This is a genomic window from Bradyrhizobium sp. USDA 4011 (assembly GCF_054063415.1).
Window position 1 is genome coordinate 4,138,400 of sequence record NZ_JBSSGG010000001.1, and the last position, 25,131, is coordinate 4,163,530.

Consider the following 25,131-nt stretch of genomic DNA (forward strand, 5'->3'; position numbering starts at 1 on the left):
GGGCTCGCGAAGCGAGAACCCCGGAATGACGGGAGGAGAGAGCGGTCCCTGCGAACGCAGGGACCCATATGTGGACGGCCCCCGTGGCACAAGAGCTTTCTGGGATTGATCGGATCGCTTGCATCCATATGTCCAGCCTGTTGAGTGCGATCGAATGAATCGCTGGCCAAGCTGGTTTGCGCGATGCGAGTTCCAAACAACCACGCGACCTGTTGACGGCCGATGGGTCCCACGGATTGTCTCGCATCGTTGCTCGATCGATCGCTCCATCTGCTCTTGCAGCTCCGGTCGGTCGGTCGGCGAGCGAGCGCCGGCCGGCCAATCTGTTAAGCGGTACCCGTCGTAGCGGCATTCAGCCGTGCGGCGTCATAACTCTCACCCGTCACCATCAGCTTCCAGGCGATGCGCGCCACCTTGTTGGCAAGCGCTACGGCCGCAAGCTTCGGCGGCTTGCGCTTGATCAGCGCCAGTAGCCAGCGCGAGTGATGACCGCGTCCGCGCCTGGCCTGCTGGATCACCGCCGTGGCCCCGACGACCAGCAGACGGCGCAGGTCCTCATCGCCCGCCCGCGTGATCTTGCCAAGCCTGGTCTTGCCTGCGGTGGAGTGGTCCTTGGGCGTGAGGCCGAGCCAAGCCGCAAAGTGACGACCTGAGCGGAACGCGGCCGGATCAGGTGTCTTCATCACCAGCATCGTTGCAATGATCGGACCGATCGACGGAATCTGCGCCAGGCGCCGGCCCGTGGCATCGCCGCGGTGCCAGGCCATCAGCTTGGCCTCAACCGCCTCCAACTCGTCCTCGAGCCTGACGCACTCCCGGCCCAGCATGGCAAACAGCTCGCGCGCCAGAGCGGGAAGCGTCTCGTCCTGCGCGATCCGCGCCAGCAGCGGTTCGATCGCCTCCAGCCCCTTGGGCGCGATCAGGCCATACTCCGCCGCATGGCCGCGGATCGTGTTGGTCAATTGGGTGCGCCGGGCGATCAGTCCGTCGCGGACCCCCATCAGCATCAGCGCAGCCTGCTGCTCGGCGCTTTTCACCGGCACAAAGCGCATGCTCGGCCGGCTCATCGCCTCACACAGGCCTTCTGCGTCTCGCCCGTCATTCTTGTTCCGCATCACGTAGGGCTTCACCAATTGCGGTGCCATCAGCTTCACCTCATGGCCCAGCCTGGAAAGCTCTCGCGCCCAATATTGCGACGCCCCGCAGGCCTCCATCCCGATCACCGTCGGCGGCAATTTGGCGAAGAACTCCAGCACGAGTTTGCGCGAAAGCTTCTTGCGTAAGACCGGCTGCTCGGACGCATCAACCCCATGCAGCACAAAAATATGCTTCGACGTATCCATCCCAATGCGGATAATCTGGTTCACGGACGGCTCCCATGTCTGAGATTTGTAACAACCTCATTCTGGCACACTGATGCCGTAGGGGGCCGTCCACACCATCAACCACGAATGGTGATGGTTACGCGACGCTCGAGCGACGAGTTGCGTTCACACAACAACGGCCGCGGAGTATGGGTCCCTGCGTTCGCAGGGACGACATCTGTCATGCGGCAGCGTTCTACCCGCACTCCACCAAGCTGCCTGATCTCACCCCACACTCAATTCATCGGCCCGGCAGAGCGATGCGTGCGGCGCTTGTGTTTTGCGGCGGGCGCTGCGGGCTCCGGCGTCGCATCCTTCACCCCGCCGATCCTGCGCAGCGCGGCGTCCGCGGCCCGCTCGCCGCTTTCCCAGGCGCCGTCGACCGTGCCCCACAGCGTCTCGTGCGTGGCCTCGCCCGCGAGATACATCGCGCCGATCGGCTCGGACAGGATCCTGCGGGAAAATTGCGCGCCGGGTGCAGCCGCCGACATCGCACCGAGAATGAAGGGCTGTGCATTCCAGCGCGTCGCGCTGGTCTTCTTCACGGCGGTGCCGACCTCGCTGCCATAGAGCTTCGTCAGCCATTCCACCGCGAAGGCGGACATCGCCTTCTCGCCCTGCGCCGACAGATCGCGGCCGAACGAGCCTGCGACGTCGATCGTGCACAGCGAGGAGCCCGCGATATTGCCGTAGAGCAGCGCCGTCCTGGTCGAATTGCTCTGCTCGATGATGACATCGTCGCGCGACAACCCGAGCGGATTGCCCGGGATCTGCAATGCGATGCGATCGTAGCTGCCGAGGCCGAGCTTGGCGGCGGCGTCGAGCGTGCGCTTCGGGATCTCGGGCGCAAACTTGATATTGCCGCTCGCGAGCACGTTGCTCGACACCGTGACGATGGCGGCGCGCGCGGTGATCTTGCCGGAAGGCGTCTCGACTATCACGTCGCGATTGCTCCACAGGATGCGCTGCGCGGGCGTCGACAGCACCAGCGGAAGCTGCTCGCCGAGTTTCGCGATCAGCGCGCCGAGCCCCTGCCGGCAGGCAATCGCGGTGTTGCGATCCTGCGCGCGCACCTTGTCGACGGCCGAAAGGTCCTTCAGATCCTTGCCGCTGAAATTGGCGCCGAGCAGAAACTCCGCGGTGCCGGCCCAATCGCCGAGATCCTTCGGCATTGCCGCGGCGCAGGCGATATCGGCCTTGCGCGAGGCATCATCGATGGCGCGATTGGCGCGCACCAGCGCCGCCAGAAACTCCTCGGTCTCGCCGGGGCGGGCGTAGCGCCGGCCGATACGTATCTTCTGACCTGCCGGCGCGGTGACGATGTCGAGGCCCGCGGAGCGCGCCAGCCGGATCATCGGATTGGTTTCGGGATTGTGCATCCAGCGCGCCCCGCGGTCGAACGGCACGTCGAATGTCGTTGCATCGGTCTGGCAGCGCCCGCCGACCTGGCCGGACGCCTCCACCACGATCACCTTGCGGTTCGCGGCAGCGATCCGTCGCGCCGCGGCAATACCCGCGGCACCCGCGCCGATCACCACGATGTCGGCCTCGCGCGGCATCGGCGCAGCGACAACCCGGCCGCCCAGCACGGGCGCCAGCGCGAGAGCTGCGGACGCCGACAGGAAATCGCGGCGGGTCACTGTCATGACATAGCTTCTGGCATGGTTTCCGGGGACTTGCGGAGAATGGGAACGCTTCGCGAACTGTGCCGCATCTCACCGACCGCAGCAACCATCATGGTAAATCAATCATGATTGATCCGCCGATGGCATGAACTAAATTGCAACGGCTTGCGACCATGATTAAGTGAACAGAAGCGGTCGTAGAACCGCTGGGGGGAATCCATGGGCGTAATGCTCGATACCGTCGGTAAATGGATCGCGGGGTACCTGCAGAAGGAAGTCCCCGGTTACGAGCCGTTCACGCCGAGCGACCCGGACCATCTGCGGGGCATCATGCAGCCCGGCGATGTGCTGCTGGTCGAGGGCAACAACCGGATTTCCGGCATCATCAAATACCTCACGCAGTCGACCTGGTCGCATGCCGCGCTCTTCGTTGGACCGATCGACGGCGCGTTCCAGCCTGACGGCGAACAGCATGTGCTGATCGAGGCCAATATCGGCGACGGCGTGACCTCCGCGCCGCTTTCGAAATACCTGTCCTATCACACCCGGCTCTGCCGCCCGGTCGGGCTGTCCTTCGAGGACCGCACCACGGTGTGCCGCTACGCCATCAACCGCATCGGCTTCGGCTACGACACGAAGAACATCGTCGATCTCGCGCGCTATCTGTTTCCGCTGCCGATCCCGCAGCGCTGGCGGCGCCGCATGATCGCGTTCGGCTCCGGCGATCCGACCAAGATCATCTGTTCGGCGCTGATCGCGCAGGCATTCGACGCCGTGCGCTATCCGATCCTGCCCAAGATCACGCGCGCTGCCAGCCGCAAGGCGCGCCGCGAGATCCTGCACATCCGCGATTCCTCGCTCTACATGCCGCGCGACTTCGACATCTCGCCCTATTTCGAAATCGTCAAACCCACCATCGTGCACGGTTTCGACTACACGGCCCTGCACTGGGCCGACAAGCAGAAGCCGCTCCAGGAGGTAGCGGGCGAATTCAGTGTGTTTCCAGAGTACAAGTCGCCGCCGCTCGCTCCTGAAGCGATTGACGAAGAGGCGACGCTTCCGGCTGCGGAAGTGACCGCGCCGGAAACCGCACCGGTGTGACGGCCGCAGGCGTCAGGCTCGACATGTCGAGCGCTGGCCGCCTCGACCCGGGTCCGGAATCCGTCTCATCGTCCGGCTCCGCCGTTGAGTTCTCGCGCTCGCATCACTAGGGTGCGCGCGCCTCACGCCCGCTCTCATTGGGTAGTTTTACGGTGCTTTCGCTTATCAATTTCTCGGCGTTGGCTGCCGCGTCGGACCAGGACCCGGCGCGCTGGCGCCGTCCATTGATCAAATGGCTGGAGGGAATCGAGACCGGGTGGTCGATCCCGATTCTGCTCGTCCTCTTTGTCGCGATCTGGACCGCGTATCTCGTCATCGCCTATCTCGGCGCCGGCCTGCATCCGGACGTGCTCGAGACCTGGACGCTCGGCCGGCACCTTTCATGGGGATACCCCAAGCATCCGCCGTTGATAGGCTGGATCACACGGGGATGGACGGCGATCTTCCCCCTGACCGACTGGTCGCTGCAACTGATGGCGATGGTCAACGCAGCGGTGGCTGTGGGCGGTCGACCTGATTGCCCGCCGCTTTGTCCGTGGCGAGAAGCGGGCGATCGTGCTGCTGCTGTTGATGCTGCTGCCGGTCTATCAATTCCACGCCCAGCGCTTCAATGCGAACACGGTGCTGCTGGCGGCCTGGCCGCTGGCAACTTACTGCTTCCTGCGTGCGTTCGAGGCGCCCAGGCAGCTTGGCTGGGCGACCGCAGCGGGTGCGGCGTCCGCACTCGCGATGCTCGGCAAATATTATTCGATCTTCCTGGTCGCGAGCTTCGTCTTCGCTTCTGTGCTGCATCCGGATCGCCGCCGCTATCTGCTGTCGGCCTCGCCCTGGATCTCGGCGTTGGCCGGCATGCTCGTGCTTGGTCCGCACCTGCACTGGCTCGCCACCACAGGCGCAACGCCGTTCGACTATGCGCTCGCGCATGCCGGCGCCGATCATGTCGCCGCGCTATGGGAAGTCACCTACTTCATCATGGGCCTGATCGCGACGCTCGCGATCGCGGCGGTGACCTGGGTGTTCATTGCCGGCCCGCGGCTGGCGCGGCTGCCGGCCGATTTCCGCGCGATAAACCCAGGGCTCCGCTTGCTGCTGCTGGTCGCAATCGGGACCATCCTGTTTCCGGTGACCGTCTCGCTCGCGATCGGCACCGACCTGCCGTCGCTCTGGGCGGTGCAGGGTCTCTTCCTGTTCGTGGTTCTGATCGTGTGCGCAACGAGCTACCCGATCGAGCGCTTCTACGCGGTCAACCTGGCCGTCATGGTGGCCGGGATCGCCATTCTCGCCGTCACAGTCGGCGCTCCGATCCATGCCCTCTATCGCAACGCTTACGGCTATGAAGAAGGCCGCGACTTCTATCATGCCGTCGCGGCAGAGCTAACCACCCGATGGCGCGAAGCCGCCGGGATGCCGCTCGTGGCGGTCAGCGGCGACGATGCGCTGGCCTTCGCCGCTGCGTTCTACAGTCCGGACCATCCGTTCTATTCGCGGCCGTTTGCCTATCAGTACACCTGGGGCTTGCCGCGCAAGACCACGCTCGATCGCGGCTGGGCCGCATTGTGCTTTGCCGACCAGACGGATTGCCTGAGCTGGATGGAGCGGACGACGTTGCGCACGACCGACGTCTTTCGCTCCGAGTTTGATGCCCAGGCGACGCTGCTGGGCAAGCCCGGCCGGACACGGCGGGTCGTGGTGCTGATCGTACCGCCTTATCGCGAAACACCCCCTGTGCAGCCCGACGTCGAGGATTTCAGCTCGATCCGGCGCACGCGCGACTGATCAGAACGTCGTCGCCAGCGTCAGGCGCACCGCAAGCGGCTCGGCGGGATGCACATGACGATCGGCGACGCCGTCGATCGGTTCGCCCGGCAGCCGCGACAGATAATAGTATTCGATCTGGTTGGTTTGCACGTTGAAGAGATTGAGGACGTCGAGCTGCAGCCGCATCCCGTTATCGAATTTATAGCCGGCGCGGGCGTTGACGATGAACGACGCCAGCGAACGGACGCTGTCGTCCTCGATCAGCGGTCGCGGGCCGAAATAGCGGGCGCGCAGGCTGCCGAACCAGCCGGTGTCGCGGCCGAAGGTGACGCCGCCGCTGGCGACCCAGGCCGGCGCGCCGGGGATGAAATTGCCGACCGGATCATAGTCGGTGAAGCGGGCGCGAGTATAGGCGAGGTCGAAATCGAGGCTCATCCACGGCAGCAATTTGTACTGGTTGGTCCACTCGACACCGACGCGCCGGCTCGGCCGGCTCGGCTCCGTGGTGCCGGCATCGCCGACGAACAGCAGTTCGGAATCGAAGTCGAGCACGAACACCGCAAGCGACGAGGTGAGGCCGTTGATCGCCTTGGTGCGGATACCGAGCTCGGCGCCCTTCGAGCGCACCAAGAGCGGGACGCCTTCCAGCGGCGTCACCTTGTCGTTGGGATCGACCGTGATGGTCGCGCCACGGATATCGTTGGAATGCAGGCCGAAGCCGGCATTGCCGTAGAACTCGGTCTTGGACCAGGGGCCGAGCACGATGCCGACCTTCGGGCTCGTCATCGCCGCCTGCGCGTTGCCGGAATTCGGCGGCGTGTCGCTCAGCACGTGGCCGGCGAAGTAGTCCTCGCGGATGCCGACCGTGGTGCGCAGCCAGTCGGTCCAGCGCGCGGTGGTATCGGCCCACAGCGCGACACTGCCCTCCTGCACCTGGTCGTTGCGCACCGTGGACAGGATCTCGCGCTGCGCGGTCTTGAACAGGCCGACATTGATGTCGTCATAGCGGGTCTGCACGCCGACCCGGGTCTGGGTATCGATGCCGGCGATGCGGACATCGGCGGCGTGGCTGGCATCGAAGCCATAGACGGTGCGCTTGTCGGTCTGGCTGAACTGGTCGCCATTGACGGGGTCGTCGAGAAAATAGGTGAAGTCGTTGTAGAGCTGCAACGACGAACGGATCACATAGGCATTGAGCCTGGTCTGCCCGTAGTCGCTGGACTGCGCCCAATTGCCCGACAGGCTGAAGCGGCTGGAGGTGCCGCCGTCGGTCGGATCGAGCGAGCCGTAACGGCCGATCAGGCCCTGATCGAACGCGCGCTGCGCGGCCTGGTCAGTCGAATTCCAGCCGTTGGAATAGGCCATCGCAGTCAGCGAGAAGCCGTCGGTCGCGGTGCCCTGGCTGTAGTGCACGACGCCGTTCAGCTTGCGGATATCGTCGGGCACGTCCCACGGGCCGTTGTATCTGTTGGCCTCGAAGGCTGCGAGCAGCGTGCCGTCACCGGCCCTGGTCGAACCCGCGGCCAGCGCGCGCTGATAGAAGAAACTGCCGGCGGTCAGCTCCACGATATTCTTCGAAAGCCGGTCGAGATAATTGATGTCGACGGCGCCGGCGGAGGCGAAGTCACCCTTGTCGGCGTAGTACGGACCCTTGCGGACATCCATCGACCGGACCAACTCCGGGATCAGGAAGTTGATATCGGCATAGCCCTGGCCGTGACCATGGGTCGGCATGTTGACCGGCATGCCGTCGACGGTAATGGCGAGATCGGTGCCATGGTCGAGATTGAAGCCGCGCAGAAAATACTGGTTGGCTTTGCCCTCGCCGGAATGCTGGGTGACGACCAGGCCCGGCACCGCCTCCAGAACTTCGCCGACGCGCGAGACCGGCCGCGCATTCACCTCGTCGCCGCTGATCTGCAGCTCGCTGGCAGCGGTCGGTTGCAGGTTGGAGGCAGACGCGGTTGCAGAGCGGCCGGTGATGCCGGTGGTCGCGGGCACAGGCGGGCTCGCTTGCGGTGCGACGGGCTTACGGCCGCGGGCCGCGACATGGTGTGGACGTTGCGATGGCCTGGCCCGCTTGGGCTGCGCTCGATCTGGCGAGGTCACCGTCACCGGCGGCAATTGCCCGGGCGCGGCGGAAAGCGTCTGCGCTTCGGCGACCGGCGCGAATGCTGCAATGGATGCGGCGGCGGGAAATATCCGCCATACAGTACGACGCAACGCCCATGCCCCCGCATGATCCTGCTACAGTCACGCGGCGACCGCACCAGCTTAAACCAATCCCGGCGAAACGACGCTAGCAAGCATAGTATGATGTTTCAAGAATAATGTCATACCGCCGCGGCGACCAGCCAACACGGATAGTCCATGCAACGCATCACCATCACCATCGAGGATGATCTGCTCGCGGAGATCGACGCCGCCGCCGAGGCGCGCGGCTATCAGAACCGCTCCGAGATCATCCGCGACCTCGCGCGCGCCGGTCTGCAGCAGAGCGCGGAAGACGCGCCGTCAGGGCAATGCGTCGCGGCGCTGGTCTATGTCTACGATCACGCGGCGCGCGACCTGTCGAAGCGGCTGGTGCAGAACTTCCACGGCCATCACGATTTGTCGCTGGCGACACTGCATGTCCATCTCGACGACGACAGCTGCATGGAAGTGACGGCGCTGAGGGGCGCCAGCGGCGAAGTCCGCCATCTCGCCGATCACATCATCGCCGAGCGCGGGGTGCGTTACGGCCGCGTCGTGATGATCCCGACGGCCGCGGACAAGAAGCCGCGCAAGCGGGGGCACGGGCACAGGAATGATTGAGGGTGCTTACCTCGCCCCGCCTGCGGGGAGAGGTCGGATTGCATCGCCAGATGCAATCCGGGTGAGGGGGTACAGGTCTTTCCTGGCAGATTGCTCGCGGAGAGAGCCCCTCACCCCAACCCTCCAAGAGCGAGCTTCGCTCGTCTCGACCCCGCAAGAGCGGGGCGAGGGAGAGGAGCTACGCCGCCTTGGCGCCGCGCGGCAGGCCGGCGCGGGCGAGGCCGCCATAGAGCTGCTCGTTCGGCATCTCGGACTTCAGGATCGCGCGCACCTCGATGAGGCGGTCGAGATCGATGCCGGTCGGAAATCCCTTGCTCTCGCAGAGGAAGACGAGGTCCTCGAACACGACATTGCCGGTGGCGCCCGGCGCGAACGGGCAGCCGCCGAGGCCACCGAGCGAGCCGTCGAGCACGCGAGCGCCTTCATCGAGCGCGGCGGAGGCGTTCGCGATGCCCATGCCGCGGGTGTCGTGCAGATGGACGCAGACCGGCTTGGAGCCGGCGATCTTGACCGCGCCGCGCGTCAGCTCGCCGACCTGCTTCGGCCCGGCATAGCCGACGGTATCGGCGATCGCGACCATGTCGACGCCGACCTCATAGAGCTTCTCGGTGAGACGCAGCACCTCCTTCGGATCGACAGCACCCACGATCGAGCAGCCCAGTCCCATCGAGATCGCGGCATTGACCAGCGGCTTGTGCGCGCTGGCATCGCGCAATTCACAGAGGCGCTTGATGTTCTCGATCGCCGACTCGCGCGAGCGGTTGGCATTGGCCTGGCTGTGCTCCTCGGTCGCCGACACCACCGAGGCGATCTCGGCGACACCCGAGGCCAGCGCTTCGTTGACGCCGCGCTCGTTCAGCGCCAGCGCGACACCATGCGCGCCGGGCAACGCAGCAATGGTTGCGATGACATCGCGGACATCGACGAATTGCGGAAAGGTCTTGGCCGGCAGGAACGAGCCGACCTCGAAATGCCTGACGCCGGCGGCATATTCGTCGCGCACCCAGCGCTGCTTCGCCGCGGTCGAAGGGAATGTCTTCACGAGCTGCAGGCCGTCGCGCAGGCCGACCTCGCGCAGGGTTACCTTGTCGTTGGGATAGATGTCGTGGACGCGGGTCATGTCAGCCTCACGCAGCGTTTCCGGTTGATGAAATCTTCTGTTGTGCGAGCTCGGCGCGGACCGCCTCGGTATCCGCGCCCAGCACCGGCACTTTCAGGCCTTCGCCGATATGGCTGCCGTTCCATTCGACCGGCAGCGCCGGAACGCGGAACGGCTTGCCGTCGGCGTTGACATTGTTGACGAGCCCACCCGGCCGCAGCACATGCGGGTCGTGCAGCAGATCCTCCGGCCGGTTGATCGGCGAGAAGCAGATGTTGAGCGCGTCGAGCCTGGCCGAGAGGTCGGCCACGTTCCAGCCCTCGATCACCTCGGCGACGCGCGGAATGATCCGGTCGCGCGCCATGATGCGGTCCGTGGTCGAGCGCAGCGTCGGATCGTCGGCGAATTCCGTCAGGCCGAACTCGCGGCAGAAGCTCTGCCAATGGCCTTCGGTGACGACGCCGATGAAGATGCGCTCGCCGCCGGCGGTATCGAAGATGTCGTAGATCGGCCAGGCATGCTCGCGCTCCGGCATCGAGCGCGGCTTGCGCCCGGTCATCTCGTACTCGACCATGTGCTGGGCGACCAGGAACAGGCAGTTCTCAAACAGGCCGATGCGGATGTCGGCGCCATTCCTGTTGCCGCCACGCTTCTGATAGAGCGCGGCGAGGATCGAGATCACGCCGAACATGCCGCCCATGATGTCGTTGGCGGACGAGCCGACGCGCTGCGGCTTGTCGCGCGTGCCGGTCATCGCCGCGAGCCCCGACATCATCTGCACGACCTCGTCGAGCGCCGGGCGATGATCGTAGGGCCCGGAGAGAAAGCCCTTGTGACCGGCGATGATCAGATGCGGATATTTCGCGCGCAGCTGCTCAGGCCTAAGACCCTGCTTGTCGAGCTGACCATCACGAAAATTCTCCAGGAACACGTCGGCGCCGGCGAGCAGCCGGTGCATGGTGTCGCGGTCCTCGGGCTTGGCGAAATCGAGCACGACGCTGCGCTTGCCGCGGTTGAACAGCGGGAAGAACGAGACGCCCATCCCGCCGAGCGAGCGGGTCTTGTCGCCTGCCGGAGGCTCAACCTTGATCACCTCGGCGCCGAGTTGCGCCAGGATCATCCCGCAGGTCGGCCCCATCACCATGTGGGTCATCTCGACGACCCTCACGCCTTCCAGCGGCAGTCCGCTCCCGGTCATCGGTTTCTCCGTGCTCGTTGCGCTCTTGTTCAGACGCGTTTTCTTCATGCGAACCGGTACCCACTTCGCTCGAAAACGCTTTGTGATCGGCGCAGGTTAGGCTTCCGCACGCTATCTGAAAAATATAATCTGTCGAATAGTGCATTCGTCGTTCTAGAACGCAGAACCCTTATGGATTCGCGCCAGCTTCGCTATTTCATCGCGGTTTACGAGCAACGCAACCTGTCGCGGGCGGCGGATCAGGCCAATGTCGCGCAATCCGCACTCAGCCATCACATCGCCAATCTCGAGGCGGAATTCGCCACGCCGCTGTTCGAGCGCAAGCCGCGCGGCATGGAACCAACCGCGGCGGGCGAGCGGCTCTACGAGCATGCCCGCATCATCCTGCGCGCGATGGCGGCCGCCGAGCGCGAGATCAAGGAAGGCGGCAGCGCGATTGCCGGCGAGATCTCGATCGGGATGGCCAATTCCGGCATGAAGGCGATCGGCGTGCCGCTGATGCGGACCGTGCTGGCGAAGTATCCGAACCTGAAGCTGTCGCTCACCGAGAGTCTCTCCGGCGCGACGCTGCTGCATCTGATGAGCTCCGATGTCGACCTCGCGCTGGTCTACAATCCGCCATCGGAAAAAGACCTGATCGCCGAGCCGGTGCTGGAGGAGCAGATGTTCTGCGTCGGCACCGAGAAGCTGATCGGCAAGAAGGGACCGATCACGTTCGAGCAGGTGGCCCAGCTGCCGCTGATCCTGCTGCGGCACGGGCTGTCGGCCCGCGCACTACTGGACGACCCCGTGCCGCTGAAGCGGCTGGAGGCCAATGCAATCCTGCACCTCAATTCAACCAGCGGCATGATCGGTGCCTTGACCGCGGGCCTCGGCTGCACGATCGCGACGACGCATTTCGTCAGCGAGCCATTGAAAGCGCGCCTGCTGGTCGCACGCGAGGTGATCGAACCCAGGCTGAGCCGCACGCTCTATCTCTGCCGCTTGCGCAACCGGCCGATGACCTATGTCATGGAGGAGATGTGCCGGCTGATCCGCTCCCTGATCGCAGAACAGGTCGGGCGCGGCGCGTGGGAAGCGACGCTGCTGATCTAAGGCGCTTTCAAGCGCATCAGAAACAGCGCTATCGAAAATATCGAACGATTCCTTCGATATGTTCGTCTGGATTTCTGACACCCGGCTGCCAAACATGCGCAACCGGCACGCCTTCGCAAGAAAGGCGGCCGTTGAACCATTCGGGGAGGACCATCATGAGCGCCGTCGAACTCGGCTCGGTTGCCGATCTTGCCAACACGACAAGCGGGCCGGACGAGATTTCGCGGCGGCTCGAGGCGCTGCCCACCTCCAGCTATGTCTGGCGGCTGGTGATCCTGCTCTCGCTCGGCGGCTGCTTCGAAATCTACGATCTGTTCTTCACCGGCTATATCGCGCCGGGCCTCGCCCGCAGCGGGCTGATGACCACGACGACGCAGGCCTTCTTCGGCTTCTCCGGGATCGGCGCCTTCGTCGCGGCGACTTTCGCCGGCCTGTTCATCGGCACCTTCTGCCTCGGCTTCCTTGCCGATCGCTACGGGCGCAAGGCCGTCTTCACCTATTCGCTGCTGTTCTACAGCGCGGCGTCGGTGATCATGGCGTGCCAGACCACCCCTGGCGGCGTGCTGCTGTGGCGCTTCATCGCCGGAATCGGAATCGGCATAGAGGTCATCACCATCGACGCTTATATCACCGAACTGGTGCCGAGCTGGTTGCGCGGCCGGGCCTTTGCGATCAACCAGGCGGTGATGCTCTCGGCGGTGCCGATCGTCGCCGCGCTGTCGTGGTGGCTGGTGCCGCTCTCGCCTTACGGCATCGATGGCTGGCGCTGGGTGGTGCTGATCGGTGCCGCCGCCAGCATGATCATCTGGGTGCTGCGGCTCTACGTGCCGGAAAGCCCGCTCTGGCTGGCCCGGCATGGCCGCCTTGCCGAAGCCGAGACAACCATGCGGACGCTCGAGGCTTCAGCGCCTGGGGCCCCGCCGCGCCCTGCCCGCAAGGCCGCGATGGCGCCGGCACGTGCGCCGGTCGAGACCAGCTATGCCGATTTGTTCCGGCCGCCTTATGCCTCGCTGGTCGTGCTCTTCATGATCTTCAATCTCTGCCAGGCGTTCGGCGTCTACGGCTTCTCCAACTGGGTTCCGGCGCTGCTGGTCCAGAAGGGCATCAACGTCACCAAGAGCCTGCAATATTCCTTCATCATCGCCTTCGCCTATCCGCTCGCGCCGCTGCTGGCCGCAACCTTCGCCGACCGCTTCGAGCGCAAATGGATCATTTGCGGCGCGGCCGCCGCGATCTCGGTGTTCGGCCTCGCCTTCGCTCAGCTCACCGAGCCGGTTCTGCTGATCGCCAGCGGCGTGCTGGTGACGGGCGCCAACATGACGCTGTCCTACGCCTATCACGCCTACCAGACCGAAGTGTTCCCGACCGCGATCCGGGCGCGCGCGGCGGGCCTCGTCTATTCGATGAGCCGGCTCAGCGCGACCTTCTCCGGCTTCATCGTGGCGTTCATGTTGAAGGAGGCCGGCGTCAGCGGGGTGTTTGGCCTGATCACCGCGGCGATGGTGATCGTAATTATTACGATCGGTGTCTGGGGACCTAACGTCCGCGGCAAGCCGCTCGACGCCTAAAGCGCTTCTTGGCGCGAACCGGCGTCGACCCAGCATCACCTGCGGGGCAGGCTTCGCTCGAAATGGCTGTGGCCGCGACACAAGCGGCACTTGCCGAAGCCATATTGGGTGGCTACCTCTCGCTCGTCATTTTGCAGAGGTAACCCGGTCATGTTCGACGCCGCCGTCAAGGCGCTTTCGCAAATCCTGTCGCCGCCGATGCGCACGATCCTGTGGCGTTCGATCGGGCTTGCGCTGGTGCTGATCACCGTGCTCGCGATCGGGTTGCAGCGGCTGCTGAGCTGGTTTGCCGACACCGGCGAGATCTGGGCCGAAGGCATGCTCGGCCCCAACTTCCATTCCACCCTGCACGTGCTGTCCTGGATCATCTCGATCTCGGCGGGCCTCGGCGTCGTGCTCGGCGGCATCTTCCTGATGCCCGCGATCACCTCGCTGGTGGCGAGCCTGTTTGTCGACGACGTCGCCGTCCATGTCGAGCGCGAGCACTATCCGGCCGACCATCCCGGCACGGCGCTGCCGGTCACGCTCGCGACGATCGAAGGCGTCAAGACGGCGCTGCTGACGGTCCTGGTTTATCTGGTCGCGCTGCCGTTCGTGCTGTTCGCGGGTGCGGGCTTCATCATCTTCTTCATCGCGACCGCCTGGCTGCTCGGCCGCGAATATTTCGAGCTCGCCGCGATGCGCTTCCGCTCGCCGGCGGACGCCAAGGCGATGCGCAAGGAGAACGCGGCAACCGCGTTCACCGCCGGGCTGTTCATCGCCGCCTTCGTGTCGATCCCGATCGTCAATCTGGCGACGCCGTTGTTCGGGATGGCCTTCATGGTGCACATGTACAAGCGGCTATCCGGCCCGCGCCGCGAGTTGATCGAGCCGGCGCGGCGAAGCAACGTACCCTCGATCTAGGCCACATCCCGAGGCACCGGCACCGATGCAGGCGCCCGATCGCGCGCGAACCTGCGCAGCACGTTATTCACGAAGCCAAGCGGCACCGGCGACAGCGGACCCTGCGGCGCGCGCGTGATCAGGGCGACCAGAAACAACGCCAGGATCGCGATCCAGAAGCACAGCCAGAAACCGTCAATGTAGGCGAGCGTGTTGGCCTCGCGCTGCACGAGGGCCGCGAGCGTGCCGACGGCACGCCCCGTCGCCGTCCCGATGCCGTGGCCGGAAAATTCACCGGCCAACCGCCTCAGCAGGTTCACGACGTCGACGTCGCCGCTCTGGACGTGCTGGCCGAGATAATTCGAATGGATCTGCTCGCGGACGCGCAGCCAGGTGCCCATCAGGGCGATGCCGATCTCGGCGCCGCCGAGCCGCATGATCTGGATATAGGCCGCGAACGCGGTCGCCCGCGACGGATCGGAATTGGACAGCGCCATGATGATGATCGGCAGCAGCGTGAACGCCTGCCCGACCGACGTGAGCAGGACGATGCCGACGAAGTCCTCCCGCGCCCAGACATGGCTCAGCTGCGTGCCCCAGAGATTGGCGGCTGCGAATGCCGAGAAGCCGAGCACCACGACGATACGCGGATCGAGGTGACGCAACAGGACAATCGAGATCGGCACCAGCGCGAACATCGGCAGCGCACCGTAGGTGAACAGCAGCACGCCCGACTGCTCCGGCCGCAGCGCGCCGATGGTACCGAGGAAATTCGGCACCAGCGACGAGTTCGACAGGCTGGTCAGCGTGTACAGCAGGATCACGATCAGCGAGAGCCCGATATTGCGCGAGAACAGCACGTTGAAATGCGCCCAGGGCCGGCGCGCGACCGTCTCGTTGATCATGAAGGCGATGATCAGGAGCCCCCCGCCGATCAGGAGCGCCATCACGGTGCCCGACGACAGCCAGTCCAGCCGGTTGCCCTGATCGAGCCCGGCATAGACCATCCCCAGGCCGGCGCCGAGCAGCAGCATGCCACCCCAATCGGCATGGTGCAGCAGGTCGCGATTGACCGGCTCATTCGGGGTGCCGAGATACACCATCAGCCCCATCAGCGGCGCGATCACGACACCCTGCCAGTACAGCCACTGCCAGCCGAGATGCTCGACATAGAATCCGACCAGCGAGCTCGACGAGTCCAGCGCGAAGCCGACGCGGATCGAATACATCGCGATTGCCGGCAGCCACCAGCGGATCGGCAGGTTGCGCAGGATGATCATCAGCGTCGCGGGCACGAAGGTGCCGAGCAGCATGCCGTGGGCGATGCTGAGCGCGATCAGCGTCGTGTAGTCATGCACGAACGGGATGATCAGCGAGACCACGGCATACACCAGACTTGGAATCCCGAGCACGCGTCGCAGACCGAACGCGGTGGCGAGCCAGGCCACCGCGGGCGCGATGAAGATCTGCGAGCCGATCGCAGCGGTCGAGAGCCAGGCGCCCTCATCGAAGGTGAGCGAGAACGCGCCGCGCAGGTCGGGCAGGCCGACCGAGGTCAGCCGGCTGTCGAAATTCGCGAGGAACGCGCCGAGCAGCACGGCGACGACGGCAAACACCGGATAGCGCGCGACGTCGCCGCGCGAGACCGGGCCGCGCTCGCGGTCGTCACTTTCCGCCATTGGCGACCGCCTCGCCGGTGTTGATCCGCGTCACGACCGACATGCCCGGCAGCAGGCGCTCGAGCAACGGCTGGCCCTTGTCGAACTGGATACGCACCGGAATGCGCTGCACCACCTTGGTGAAATTGCCGGTGGCGTTGTCGGGCGGCAGCAGCGCGAATTGCGAGCCGCTCGCCGGCGCGATGCGCTCGACAACGCCGCGCAGCGTCTGGCCGGAGAATGTGTCGACGGTGACCTCGACGGGCTGGCCCGGCTTGACATTGGTCAGCTGGGTTTCCTTGTAGTTGGCGATCACATAGACGTTCGGCAGCGGCACGACATTGATCAGATTGGTGCCGACGTTGACGTAGTCGCCCGGCTGCACCTGGCGCTCGCCGGTGACGCCGTCGAACGGCGCGGCGATCCTGGTGTATCCGAGCTTGAGCTTGGCCGATGCCAGCAGCGCCTTGGCGGCGTCGAGGTCGGCGGCACGCTGCTTCTTGGTACCTTGCAGGACCTCGAGCTGATGGCGTTGCGCGGCGATCACCGCGCGGCTGGCGCGCACATCGGCTTCCGCCTTGGCACTGGCCGCGGTGGCCTGCTCGAGCCGCTGCCGCGTGCCGGCGTCGGTTTGCGAGAGCGACTGCTGACGCTTCTTCCTCCTGGCGCGCCAGGGTCTGCTGCGCCTCCGCTGATAGCCGCGAGGCCTCGGCCTGCGCGATGGTCGCGTATTGCAGCTCGACCTGGTTGTTGAGGTTATCGAGCGCGGCCTGCGCACCGACCACACCCGCTTCGGCCTGCGCGACCTGCGCCTGGTAATCGGCAGGATCGATCTGCACCAGGAGATCGCCGGCCTTGACGCGCTGGAAATCGGAGACGGCGACCGACAGCACTTCGCCGGACACGCGGCTGCTGAGCTGGGTCAACTCGGCGCGCACATAGGCATCATTGGTGGTCTGGATCGTGGCACTGCCGACCCAGGCATCCCAACGCGTCGTCGCCACCACGACGAACACAAGCGCAGCCAGCACCGCAAACAGCGGGATGGCGAAGCGGCCCCAGAAGCCGCTCGCCGCAGGCTGCGGCTTGGCTGGTGTTGCCACTGGTGCGGGCGCGGTCGGGCTGACTTGTGACGGACCGTCTTGAACCTGCTCTGCCACACCACACTCCCCTCAATCACACGCGCCGAACGCCGGGCGCGTCACTTAGCACACGACGATCATGGCTCAGACGGTCTTCTCCGGCCAACGGCAAAGATCATTGATCAGGCACACGTCGCAACGCGGACCGCGCGCGAGGCAAGTATAGCGGCCATGCAGGATCAGCCAGTGATGGGCGTGCAGCATGAACTCCGTCGGGATCACCTTTTCCAATCCCAGCTCGACCTCGAGCGGCGTCTTGCCGGGCGCGAGACCGGTGCGGTTGCCGACGCGAAACACATGGGTGTCGACCGCCATCGTGTGTTCGCCGAACGCCATGTTGAGCACGACATTCGCGGTCTTACGGCCGGCGCCGGGCAATGATTCGATTTCGGCGCGGGTGCGCGGCACCTCACCGCCGAATTCGGCGATCAGCTTCTCCGACAGCGCGATGACGTTCCTGGCCTTGTTGCGATAGAGTCCGATGGTCTTGATGTAGTCGCGCACCTTGTCTTCGCCGAGCTCAAGCATCTTCTCCGGCGTGTCGGCCACCGCGAACAGCGCCCGCGTCGCCTTGTTGACGCCGGCATCGGTTGCCTGCGCCGACAACACCACCGCAACCAGCAGCGTGTAGGGGTTGAGATGCTCGAGCTCGCCCTTCGGCTCGGGATTGGCTTTGCGGAACCGGTCGAAGGCCTCATAGACCTCCTCCGCCGTCCATGGCTTCGGCTTTGCAACCTTCTTGACGGCCTTGGTCGCCGGCTTCTTTGCCGCGCCTTTGGGCAGCGGCTTTGCCGCTTTAGCGGCTTTCTTCTTCGGCGCGGACCGAACGCTTGAGGTGCCGGCGCGTTGAGAGCGGATGATTTTGGCCATGAACGGGATATACTGACACGTCATGACCGCAGGCAACGACTTTGATCCGGGCGAAGACCCCAGGGCCAATGACCTCGACGCCGATGCGCCCGAGGCGGAGCCGAAACTGTTCTCGGCGCTGCTGACGCCGCACCGCTCGCTGAACCACACCGGCTTCATCGTGCTGATGTCGTTCGTCACCGTGGTCAGCTTCATCGCCGGCGCAGTGTTCTGGTGGCTCGGTGCCTGGCCGATCTTCGGTTTCTTCGGGCTCGACGTGCTTGTGATCTACTGGGCGTTCAAGGTCAATTTCCGCTCCGCCAAAGCGAGCGAGGAGATCACCGTGACGCCGTCGGAACTACGGGTGCGCCGGATCAGTCACCGCGGCCATGTGGCGGAATGGGTGCTCAACCCGCTCTGGGTGCGGTTCGAGCAGATTTCGCATGAGGAGTTCGGCATCGAGCGGCTTTACCTGGTGTCGCGCGGCCGCCGGGTCAGCGTCGGCAGCTTCCTGAGCCCGGACGAAAAGGCAAGCTTTTCCAAAGCCTTGACGGCCGCGCTGAATACCGCGAAGCGCGGCCCGACTTACAATCCCATCGCTTGATCGAGTTTGTTTTTGAGCATGATCTCGTCGGAAAACCGGTCCCCACTTTTCCGGATCATGCTTGTCGGAAATCGGGTGGTTTGGACGCGCCATGGCTCCTAAATCAGACACCATGATGACACTCGCCATACACGACCAGCGCCTGGCCAAGCCGGGCCTTCAGAGCGCAGCGCTGCGCGACTATGACTCGGTGCGGCGCGCCATCGCGTTCATCTCGGAGCACTGGCGCACGCAGCCGACCATCGAAGCGATGGCCGATGCCGCCGCCGTCACGCCGGATGAACTGCACCATCTGTTCCGCCGCTGGGCCGGGTTGACGCCGAAGGCCTTCATGCAGGCGCTGACACTCGACCACGCCAAGAACCTGCTGCGCGATTCCGCCAGCGTGCTCGACGCCGCACTCGACTCGGGCCTTTCAGGCCCGGGACGGCTGCACGATCTGTTCGTCACGCATGAGGCGATGTCGCCAGGCGAATGGAAGACCGGCGGCGGCGGCATGACGCTGCGCTTCGGCTTCCACCCCTCGCCGTTCGGCACCGCGATCGTGATCGCAACCGACCGCGGGCTCGCGGGGCTTGCCTTCGCCGACCCCGGCGACGAGCAGACCGCGTTCGCCGACATGAAGCGGCGCTGGCCGAACGCGACCTTCGTCGAGGACACCGACGGCACCACCGCACTCGCCCAGCGCGTGTTCGATACGCGGTTGTGGCGCGCGGACCAGCCGCTGCGCGTCGTCTTGATCGGCACCGACTTCGAGGTACGGGTGTGGGAAACGCTGCTCAAGGTCCCGATGGGCCGCGCGGTGAGCTATTCCGACATCGCCTGCAAGATCAGCAATCCGAAGGCGTCACGCGCCGTCGGTGCCGCGGTCGGCCGCAATCCGGTGTCGTTCGTGGTGCCCTGCCATCGCGCACTCGGCAAGAGCGGCGCGCTGACCGGCTATCACTGGGGCGTCACGCGCAAGCAGGCAATGCTGGGCTGGGAAGCCGGCCAGGTGGGATTGCACTAGTCTAGAACGAACGCGCTGCTGCACCGTCGCCCTGAGGAGCCGCGAAGCGAGCCTCGAAGGGTCGACGGCCATCAGCGGGGCCGTGCATCCTTCGAGACGCGCTACGCGCTCCTTAGGATGACGGGTCGACGATCCAAACCGATTTGCCTAGCCCGCCAAATCGACCTTGGACGCCACGGTGGAATCGGCGTTGAGCCGATAGACCACGGGCGCGCCGGTCGCGAGTTCGCGCTTGAGGATCTGCTCCGGCGAAAGCTTCTCCAGCACCATGATCAGCGCGCGCAGCGAATTGCCGTGGGCTGCGATCAGCGTGCGCTGGCCGCGAAGCACGCCGGGCAGGATCTCCTGCACGTAATAGGGCAGCGTGCGCGCCAGCGTATCCTTCAGGCTTTCGCCGCCGGGCGGCGGCACGTCGTAGGAGCGGCGCCAGACCAGGACCTGGTCCTCGCCCCACTTCTTGCGGGCATCGTCCTTGTTGAGGCCGGAGAGATCGCCGTAGTCGCGCTCATTGAGCGCGAGATTCTTCGTGGTCGGCAGTCCGGTCTGGCCGATCTCCTCCAGCATCAGCTTCAGCGTGTGCTGCGCGCGCGTCAGATCGGAGGTGAAGGCAACGTCGAACGACAGGCCCTGCGCCTTCAGCTTGCGGCCGGCGTCCTTGGCTTCGGCGACGCCCTGCTCGGTGAGATCGGGGTCCTTCCACCCGGTGAACAGGTTCTTCAGATTCCATTCGCTCTGACCGTGACGAACGAGCACAAGAAGACGATCACTCATTTCAGATTCCGTTTCGCTTGGCTGGATTTGATCTCGTCGAGCGGTCTCAGTCGCTCAACCCGAGAACGTCGGTCATCGAATACATGCCGGGCTTCTTGCCGTGTGCCCACAGCGCCGCCTTCAACGCGCCCTGCGCGAACAGCGCGCGGTCCTCGGCATGATGCGAGAGCGTGATGCGCTCCGAGGGACCGGCAAAGATCACGCTGTGATCGCCGGCCACGGTGCCGCCGCGCAGCGAGGCAAAGCCGATATCGCCGGCGCGCCGTGCGCCGGTCAGGCCGTCGCGGCCGCGCGCCGAATGCTGTTCCAGTGCGATCTTGCGTCCCGCGGCAGCGGCTTCGCCGAGCATCAAGGCGGTGCCCGACGGCGCATCGATCTTGGACTTGTGGTGCATCTCGAGAATTTCGATATCGAAGCTCTCGTCGAGTGATTGCGCAACGCGCTTGACCAGCGCGGCGAGCAGATTGACGCCGAGGCTCATATTGCCCGACTTCACCACGATGGCGCGATTGGTGACGCTGCGGATCACCGCATCGTCGGACTGCGACATGCCGGTGGTGCCGATGACGTGAACAAGGCCGCGCTCGGCCGCGATCGCGACATTGGCGATGGTCGCGGCCGGCACCGTGAAATCCAGGATGCCGTCGGCCGCCGCCGACATCGACCACAGATCGGCCGACAGCTTGACGTCATTGGCGGGAAGGCCGGCGAGCACGCCGGCATCCTTGCCGAGCAGTTCCGAGCCCGGCGCTTCCAGCGCGCCGACCAGCACCGCCCCCGGGGTTTCGGAAATCACCCGCGTCAGCGTGCGGCCCATCCGGCCGCCGGCTCCCGCAACAATCAGACGCATGTCAGCCATGGCTCACCTCTCACCGCCGTATAAAGCATGATCCGGCAAAGTGGAAACCGGTTTTCCGGAGCAACAACATGCCTAAACGACGGCCATCGGAGGCTTGTTCCGAGCAGCCGAACCGGCGTCCGGGCTACGGGCTGTCGTGCCCCTCGATGATAATCAGGTCGGCGATCGAATGCGGCTGCCGCACCTTGATATTGGCCTGATATTCCGGCGATTGGTAGCAAGCGAGCGCGGTCGCGTAATCGGGGAATTCGATCACGACGTTGCGCGAGCGGCTTTGGCCCTCCACGCTGGTGAACTTGCCGCCGCGAACGATGAACTTGCCGCCGAATTTCTGGAAGATCGCCGGGTTGGCGGCCATGTAGGGCTTGTAGCCCTCCTCATTGTGAACGTCGACGCGTCCAATCCAGTATCCCTTCGCCATCTCTGTTCTCCCTTGTTGTTGGTTCAGGCGAGCGCCTGGGCGATCTCGGCATGAATGGCTTCGGCCGCGGCCTTCGGATCGGCGGCTTCCATCACCGGACGTCCGACCACCAGATAGTCGGCGCCGGCGGCAATGGCGCGGGCCGGCGTCATGATGCGCTTCTGGTCGCCGGTCGCCGAGCCCGCGGGGCGGATGCCCGGTGTCACAAGGTTCATCCGATCGCCCACGATCTTGCGCAGGGCGGCGGCTTCCTCGGGCGAGCTGACGAGGCCGTCGACACCGAGCGCCTGCGCCTGCCTGGCGCGCGCCTCGACGAGATCGGAGACGTTGAGGCGATAGCCCGCCGCGTGCAGGTCGCTGTCGTCGTAGGAGGTCAGCACCGTCACCGCGAGAATCTTCAGGCCGGATCCGGCGCGCGCCTCGACCGCCGCCTTCATGGTCTGCGGGTAGGCATGCACGGTGAGAAAGGTCGCGCCGAGAGCGGCAACGCTTTCGACCCCGCGCGCCACCGTGTTGCCGATGTCGTGCAGCTTGAGATCGAGGAAGACCTTCTTGCCGCTGGCTGCAAGCTGCTTCGCCAGCGCGAGGCCGCCGGCGTAACCGAGCTGATAGCCGATCTTGTAGAAGGTGACGCTGTCGCCGAGCCTGTCGATCATCGCCTCGGCGACAGCGACCGACGGCAAATCGAGCGCCACAATCAACCGGTCCCTTGGAACGATCTTGGCTGGCTGCATGTCACCTCACATCATGCGTTGGGAATGGTCGATCAGCTGCCGCACCAGCGCCCGCATCGCGTCGATGTCGGCCTGGTGCCTCAGGCGATCCATGTCGTCATAGGCCTGCTCGGCGAATGACAGCGCCAGCTGGTTCGGGATCACGGCGGCATGGCACGCGGTCAGGATCAGGCGCAGCGCCGCCAGCGCGCGCGTGCCGCCGAGCCGGTTGCCGGATGCCGCCGCGATCGCGAAGGCGCGGCCATGGAAAACCTGGCCACGGGTCTCGTGCGGATCCTGCACGCGGCTCACCCAGTCGATCGTGTTCTTCACCAGCGCCGGCACCGAGGAATTGTATTCCGGCGTCACGATCAGCACACCATGATGGGCGCCGATCATCCGCTTCAGATTGACGGCATGCTGCGGCACGCCCGATTTGGCCTGCAAATCGCCGTCATAGATCGGCAGCGGAAAATCGCCGAGCGAGATACGGGTGACGTCGGCCCCTGATTGCGCGAGCTCCTGCGCCAGCACAGCGGCGAGCTTCGCGTTGAGCGAGCCTGATCGCAGCGATCCGGGGATCACGAGGATTTTCAGCGCGGACATTTCGAAATCGCGGTTAGGGCACGCGCCCGGCGCGATAACGCAGGGCGAGCATTTTCTCTGAAAATGCTCTTAGCTAATGTTCTGCGTGTATTCCATGCGCAAAACCGGTACCCGCTTGTGCGGAATACGCGTCAGCCCTTGCGATACACCCAGACCCGCGCGGGTGGAAGGTTCATCCAGATCCGCTCAGACGCCTCGGTGGACACGCCGGGCAGCGACTTCGGAATCGGCGGCGCCACCGAATAGGTGAACTGGACGAACGGCGCACCGGGCGCGAGGGCCAGGAAGGCGTCGCGGACCAGCTTCAGGCGGGTCAGCATCGGCTTGGTGACCAGCGGCAGGCCGGAGACCACGGCCGAGGCCGGAGACTTCATGACGTCCCACAACGTGTCGCGAAGCCTGTAGGCATCGCCCTGGACCACCTTGGCCTGCGGATAGCGTTCGCGCAGCAACGCACAGAAGCCGGGATTGTATTCAACCAGGACGAGACGCTTTTGATCGACGCCGTGCTCGATCAGCGCATTGGTGATCGCACCGGTGCCGGGTCCGAGTTCGACAACCGGCCCTTCGGCTTCAGGATCGACATATTGCGCCATGGTGCGCGCGAGCAGCCGCCCGGACGGCATCACCGCGCCCATATGCAGCGGCTTCTCGATCCATGAACGGAGAAAACGAACCTCGTCGTCAAGACGGAGGGGCTTCTTCGACGCACGCACGGACGATTGCAGAGGCATGTCGCTACCAGGCGGGACCGCGCACAATCGAGCGGTTGTCAGAAAACAGTCATAAACACGTATAGATCGAAGTCGTTACGGTCAAGCATAACGACTGCGGCTAGACGGAGCGGCTTCCGAAGAAGTCCTTGACCTTAGAGAAGAAACCCGCTGCCTCCGGTTGCGTCGCGCCGGACGAGAGTTTTTCGAACTCCATCAGCAATTCTTGCTGCTTCTTGGTCAGATTCTGCGGCGTTTCAACCACAACCTGAACATACATGTCGCCGGTCTGGCGCGAGCGGAGCACCGGCATACCCTTTGATGCGATGCGGAATCGGCGGCTGGACTGGGTCCCGGCCGGCACCTTCACCTTGGTCTGGCCCTTGTCGATGGTCGGCACCTCGAACTCGCCGCCGAGGGCTGCGGTCACCATCGAGATCGGCACGCGGCAGTGCAGGTCGGCGCCGTCGCGCTGGAAGAACTGGTGCGTGGCCAGCGACAGGAAGATGTAGAGGTCGCCGGGCGGCCCGCCGCGGACACCGGCCTCGCCTTCGCCGGCGAGACGAATACGGGTGCCGTCCTCGACACCGGGAGGAATGTTGACCGATAGCGTGCGCTCGCGCGTCACCCGGCCGGAACCGGCGCAGGAGGCGCAGGCGTCCTCGATCATCTGGCCGCGGCCCTGACAGCCGGGGCAGGTCCGCTCCAGCGTGAAGAAGCCCTGGGCCTGCCGGATCCGGCCGGCGCCGCCGCAATGCGAGCAGGTCTTCGGCTTGGTGCCGGCCTTGGCGCCGGTGCCGGAGCAGGATTCGCAGGTCACCGAAACCGGGATCTCGATCTGTGCGGTCTTGCCCTGGAAGGCCTCCTCGAGCGTGATCTCCATATTGTAGCGCAGGTCGGCACCGCGTTCGCGGCCGCCGCCGCGGCGCTGCCCGGCCATGCCGAACAGATCCTCGAAGATATCGGAGAAGGAGGAGGCGAAGCCGGCGCCGAAGCCGGGACCGCCACCGCCCATGCCCTGCTCGAAGGCAGCGTGGCCGAAGCGGTCATAGGCGGCGCGCTTGTCGCCGTCCTTCAGCACCTCATAGGCCTCGTTGATTTCCTTGAACCGGACCTCGCTGGTGGCGTCGCCCGGATTCTTGTCCGGATGCCATTTCATTGCCAGTTTGCGGAAAGCTGATTTCAGCTTGGTCTCGTCCGCGTTCCGATCGACCTCGAGGGTCTCGTAATAGCAGCGCTTGGTGGACATCCTTCAATTCCGTCCGAAGTTCGTCGCGATCGC

General features: G+C 65.0%; 22 protein-coding genes and 1 pseudogene. 8 read left to right on the top strand and 15 right to left on the bottom strand.

All coding sequences use genetic code 11. The annotated features are described in order from the left end of the window. Nucleotides 1-326: 326 nt before the first annotated feature. Nucleotides 327-1,367 (bottom strand): IS110 family RNA-guided transposase, encoded by a 1,041-nt coding sequence (locus ACVW1C_RS19350; protein ID WP_456759367.1) that lies wholly within the window; start codon nucleotides 1,365-1,367, stop codon nucleotides 327-329. A 233-nt stretch (nucleotides 1,368-1,600) separates the two neighbouring features. Further along, nucleotides 1,601-3,010 carry a flavin monoamine oxidase family protein gene (locus tag ACVW1C_RS19355; protein WP_456759786.1) on the bottom strand — a complete coding sequence of 470 codons (1,410 nt, stop codon included), beginning with the start codon at nucleotides 3,008-3,010 and terminating at the stop codon, nucleotides 1,601-1,603. A 198-nt stretch (nucleotides 3,011-3,208) separates the two neighbouring features. On the opposite strand from ACVW1C_RS19355, the gene ACVW1C_RS19360 reads away from it, so the two are divergent. Further along, the gene (locus ACVW1C_RS19360; protein WP_456759787.1) at nucleotides 3,209-4,090 is read left to right on the top strand and encodes a YiiX/YebB-like N1pC/P60 family cysteine hydrolase; all 882 of its coding nucleotides are present in this window, start codon (nucleotides 3,209-3,211) and stop codon (nucleotides 4,088-4,090) included. A gap of 555 nt (nucleotides 4,091-4,645) precedes the next feature. Further along, complete coding sequence (locus ACVW1C_RS19365; RefSeq protein WP_456759788.1) at nucleotides 4,646-5,866, top strand: glycosyltransferase family 39 protein; 1,221 nt, start codon at nucleotides 4,646-4,648, stop codon at nucleotides 5,864-5,866. Here ACVW1C_RS19365 and ACVW1C_RS19370 read toward each other — a convergent pair whose 3' ends face one another. Continuing rightward, nucleotides 5,867-8,029 (bottom strand): TonB-dependent receptor domain-containing protein, encoded by a 2,163-nt coding sequence (locus tag ACVW1C_RS19370; RefSeq protein ID WP_456763118.1) that lies wholly within the window; start codon nucleotides 8,027-8,029, stop codon nucleotides 5,867-5,869. Nucleotides 8,030-8,218: 189 nt separating this feature from the next. On the opposite strand from ACVW1C_RS19370, the gene nikR reads away from it, so the two are divergent. After that, nucleotides 8,219-8,662, top strand: a complete 444-nt coding sequence (nikR, locus tag ACVW1C_RS19375; protein WP_456759789.1) for a nickel-responsive transcriptional regulator NikR — start codon at nucleotides 8,219-8,221, stop codon at nucleotides 8,660-8,662. Between the two features lie 178 nt (nucleotides 8,663-8,840). On the opposite strand, the gene ACVW1C_RS19380 is transcribed toward nikR, so the two are convergent. Both ACVW1C_RS19380 and ACVW1C_RS19385 read right to left on the bottom strand, forming a co-directional pair. Further along, nucleotides 8,841-9,782, bottom strand: coding sequence for a hydroxymethylglutaryl-CoA lyase (locus ACVW1C_RS19380; protein WP_456759790.1), 942 nt, complete (start codon nucleotides 9,780-9,782; stop codon nucleotides 8,841-8,843). 7 nt (nucleotides 9,783-9,789) lie between these two features. Next, a complete protein-coding gene (locus ACVW1C_RS19385) occupies nucleotides 9,790-10,959 on the bottom strand; it encodes a CaiB/BaiF CoA transferase family protein (protein WP_456759791.1) in 1,170 nt (389 codons plus the stop codon). Nucleotides 10,960-11,130: 171 nt separating this feature from the next. Here ACVW1C_RS19385 and ACVW1C_RS19390 point away from each other — a divergent pair, with 171 nt between their 5' ends. The 3 genes from ACVW1C_RS19390 (at nucleotide 11,131) to ACVW1C_RS19400 (ending at nucleotide 14,525) form a co-directional block, all read left to right on the top strand. Then, on the top strand, nucleotides 11,131-12,054 hold the full coding sequence (locus tag ACVW1C_RS19390) for a LysR family transcriptional regulator (RefSeq protein WP_207834204.1): 924 nt from the start codon (nucleotides 11,131-11,133) through the stop codon (nucleotides 12,052-12,054). Between the two features lie 155 nt (nucleotides 12,055-12,209). Beyond that, on the top strand, nucleotides 12,210-13,622 hold the full coding sequence (locus ACVW1C_RS19395; protein WP_456759792.1) for an MFS transporter: 1,413 nt from the start codon (nucleotides 12,210-12,212) through the stop codon (nucleotides 13,620-13,622). 150 nt (nucleotides 13,623-13,772) lie between these two features. After that, nucleotides 13,773-14,525, top strand: coding sequence for a sulfate transporter family protein (locus tag ACVW1C_RS19400; RefSeq protein ID WP_456759793.1), 753 nt, complete (start codon nucleotides 13,773-13,775; stop codon nucleotides 14,523-14,525). On the opposite strand, the gene ACVW1C_RS19405 is transcribed toward ACVW1C_RS19400, so the two are convergent. From ACVW1C_RS19405 to nth, 3 genes and pseudogenes are all read right to left on the bottom strand, one after another. Then, a complete protein-coding gene (locus tag ACVW1C_RS19405) occupies nucleotides 14,522-16,183 on the bottom strand; it encodes an MFS transporter (RefSeq protein ID WP_456759794.1) in 1,662 nt (553 codons plus the stop codon). The two genes, ACVW1C_RS19400 and ACVW1C_RS19405, sit on opposite strands and share 4 nt — an antisense overlap. After that, a pseudogene (locus ACVW1C_RS19410) lies at nucleotides 16,170-17,265 on the bottom strand (HlyD family secretion protein). Before ACVW1C_RS19410 ends, ACVW1C_RS19405 begins: the two are co-directional and overlap by 14 nt. Nucleotides 17,266-17,388: 123 nt before the next feature. Next, nucleotides 17,389-18,174 carry an endonuclease III gene (nth, locus tag ACVW1C_RS19415; RefSeq protein WP_456759795.1) on the bottom strand — a complete coding sequence of 262 codons (786 nt, stop codon included), beginning with the start codon at nucleotides 18,172-18,174 and terminating at the stop codon, nucleotides 17,389-17,391. Between the two features lie 22 nt (nucleotides 18,175-18,196). On the opposite strand from nth, the gene ACVW1C_RS19420 reads away from it, so the two are divergent. Beyond that, the gene (locus tag ACVW1C_RS19420; protein ID WP_456759796.1) at nucleotides 18,197-18,757 is read left to right on the top strand and encodes a DUF2244 domain-containing protein; all 561 of its coding nucleotides are present in this window, start codon (nucleotides 18,197-18,199) and stop codon (nucleotides 18,755-18,757) included. Between the two features lie 112 nt (nucleotides 18,758-18,869). Further along, nucleotides 18,870-19,766 carry a methylated-DNA--[protein]-cysteine S-methyltransferase gene (locus ACVW1C_RS19425; protein WP_456763119.1) on the top strand — a complete coding sequence of 299 codons (897 nt, stop codon included), beginning with the start codon at nucleotides 18,870-18,872 and terminating at the stop codon, nucleotides 19,764-19,766. Between the two features lie 147 nt (nucleotides 19,767-19,913). Here the strand turns inward: ACVW1C_RS19425 and ACVW1C_RS19430 are convergent, their stop codons facing one another. The 7 genes from ACVW1C_RS19430 to dnaJ all read right to left on the bottom strand — a co-directional run bounded on the left by ACVW1C_RS19430 (nucleotide 19,914) and on the right by dnaJ (nucleotide 25,098). Beyond that, on the bottom strand, nucleotides 19,914-20,537 hold the full coding sequence (locus ACVW1C_RS19430) for a 2,3-bisphosphoglycerate-dependent phosphoglycerate mutase (RefSeq protein WP_456759797.1): 624 nt from the start codon (nucleotides 20,535-20,537) through the stop codon (nucleotides 19,914-19,916). A gap of 46 nt (nucleotides 20,538-20,583) precedes the next feature. Continuing rightward, entirely contained in the window at nucleotides 20,584-21,396 is an 813-nt protein-coding gene (dapB, locus tag ACVW1C_RS19435) for a 4-hydroxy-tetrahydrodipicolinate reductase (protein WP_456759798.1), read from the bottom strand. A gap of 124 nt (nucleotides 21,397-21,520) precedes the next feature. After that, nucleotides 21,521-21,817: a DUF1330 domain-containing protein gene (locus tag ACVW1C_RS19440; protein WP_456759799.1), complete on the bottom strand. Its 297-nt coding sequence runs from the start codon at nucleotides 21,815-21,817 to the stop codon at nucleotides 21,521-21,523. Nucleotides 21,818-21,840: 23 nt separating this feature from the next. Beyond that, nucleotides 21,841-22,551 (bottom strand): orotidine-5'-phosphate decarboxylase, encoded by a 711-nt coding sequence (gene pyrF, locus ACVW1C_RS19445; RefSeq protein ID WP_456759800.1) that lies wholly within the window; start codon nucleotides 22,549-22,551, stop codon nucleotides 21,841-21,843. Between the two features lie 6 nt (nucleotides 22,552-22,557). Further along, the gene (locus ACVW1C_RS19450) at nucleotides 22,558-23,136 is read right to left on the bottom strand and encodes an NADPH-dependent FMN reductase (RefSeq protein WP_456759801.1); all 579 of its coding nucleotides are present in this window, start codon (nucleotides 23,134-23,136) and stop codon (nucleotides 22,558-22,560) included. Between the two features lie 131 nt (nucleotides 23,137-23,267). After that, entirely contained in the window at nucleotides 23,268-23,870 is a 603-nt protein-coding gene (locus ACVW1C_RS19455; protein WP_092120946.1) for a class I SAM-dependent methyltransferase, read from the bottom strand. Nucleotides 23,871-23,970: 100 nt separating this feature from the next. Next, nucleotides 23,971-25,098, bottom strand: a complete 1,128-nt coding sequence (gene dnaJ / locus ACVW1C_RS19460) for a molecular chaperone DnaJ (protein WP_456759802.1) — start codon at nucleotides 25,096-25,098, stop codon at nucleotides 23,971-23,973. Nucleotides 25,099-25,131: the final 33 nt, after the last annotated feature.

Bases quoted from the DNA above. Each gene is read 5' to 3' on its own strand.
- ACVW1C_RS19355 (WP_456759786.1), bottom strand. From the start codon at position 3,010: ATGACAGTGACCCGCCGCGATTTCCTGTCGGCGTCCGCAGCTCTCGCG.
- ACVW1C_RS19360 (WP_456759787.1), top strand. From the start codon at position 3,209: ATGGGCGTAATGCTCGATACCGTCGGTAAATGGATCGCGGGGTACCTG.
- nikR (WP_456759789.1), top strand. From the start codon at position 8,219: ATGCAACGCATCACCATCACCATCGAGGATGATCTGCTCGCGGAGATC.
- ACVW1C_RS19380 (WP_456759790.1), bottom strand. From the start codon at position 9,782: ATGACCCGCGTCCACGACATCTATCCCAACGACAAGGTAACCCTGCGC.
- ACVW1C_RS19385 (WP_456759791.1), bottom strand. From the start codon at position 10,959: ATGACCGGGAGCGGACTGCCGCTGGAAGGCGTGAGGGTCGTCGAGATG.
- ACVW1C_RS19390 (WP_207834204.1), top strand. From the start codon at position 11,131: ATGGATTCGCGCCAGCTTCGCTATTTCATCGCGGTTTACGAGCAACGC.
- ACVW1C_RS19395 (WP_456759792.1), top strand. From the start codon at position 12,210: ATGAGCGCCGTCGAACTCGGCTCGGTTGCCGATCTTGCCAACACGACA.
- ACVW1C_RS19400 (WP_456759793.1), top strand. From the start codon at position 13,773: ATGTTCGACGCCGCCGTCAAGGCGCTTTCGCAAATCCTGTCGCCGCCG.
- ACVW1C_RS19405 (WP_456759794.1), bottom strand. From the start codon at position 16,183: ATGGCGGAAAGTGACGACCGCGAGCGCGGCCCGGTCTCGCGCGGCGAC.
- nth (WP_456759795.1), bottom strand. From the start codon at position 18,174: ATGGCCAAAATCATCCGCTCTCAACGCGCCGGCACCTCAAGCGTTCGG.
- ACVW1C_RS19420 (WP_456759796.1), top strand. From the start codon at position 18,197: ATGACCGCAGGCAACGACTTTGATCCGGGCGAAGACCCCAGGGCCAAT.
- ACVW1C_RS19425 (WP_456763119.1), top strand. From the start codon at position 18,870: ATGATGACACTCGCCATACACGACCAGCGCCTGGCCAAGCCGGGCCTT.
- ACVW1C_RS19430 (WP_456759797.1), bottom strand. From the start codon at position 20,537: ATGAGTGATCGTCTTCTTGTGCTCGTTCGTCACGGTCAGAGCGAATGG.
- dapB (WP_456759798.1), bottom strand. From the start codon at position 21,396: ATGGCTGACATGCGTCTGATTGTTGCGGGAGCCGGCGGCCGGATGGGC.
- ACVW1C_RS19440 (WP_456759799.1), bottom strand. From the start codon at position 21,817: ATGGCGAAGGGATACTGGATTGGACGCGTCGACGTTCACAATGAGGAG.
- pyrF (WP_456759800.1), bottom strand. From the start codon at position 22,551: ATGCAGCCAGCCAAGATCGTTCCAAGGGACCGGTTGATTGTGGCGCTC.
- ACVW1C_RS19450 (WP_456759801.1), bottom strand. From the start codon at position 23,136: ATGTCCGCGCTGAAAATCCTCGTGATCCCCGGATCGCTGCGATCAGGC.
- ACVW1C_RS19455 (WP_092120946.1), bottom strand. From the start codon at position 23,870: ATGCCTCTGCAATCGTCCGTGCGTGCGTCGAAGAAGCCCCTCCGTCTT.
- dnaJ (WP_456759802.1), bottom strand. From the start codon at position 25,098: ATGTCCACCAAGCGCTGCTATTACGAGACCCTCGAGGTCGATCGGAAC.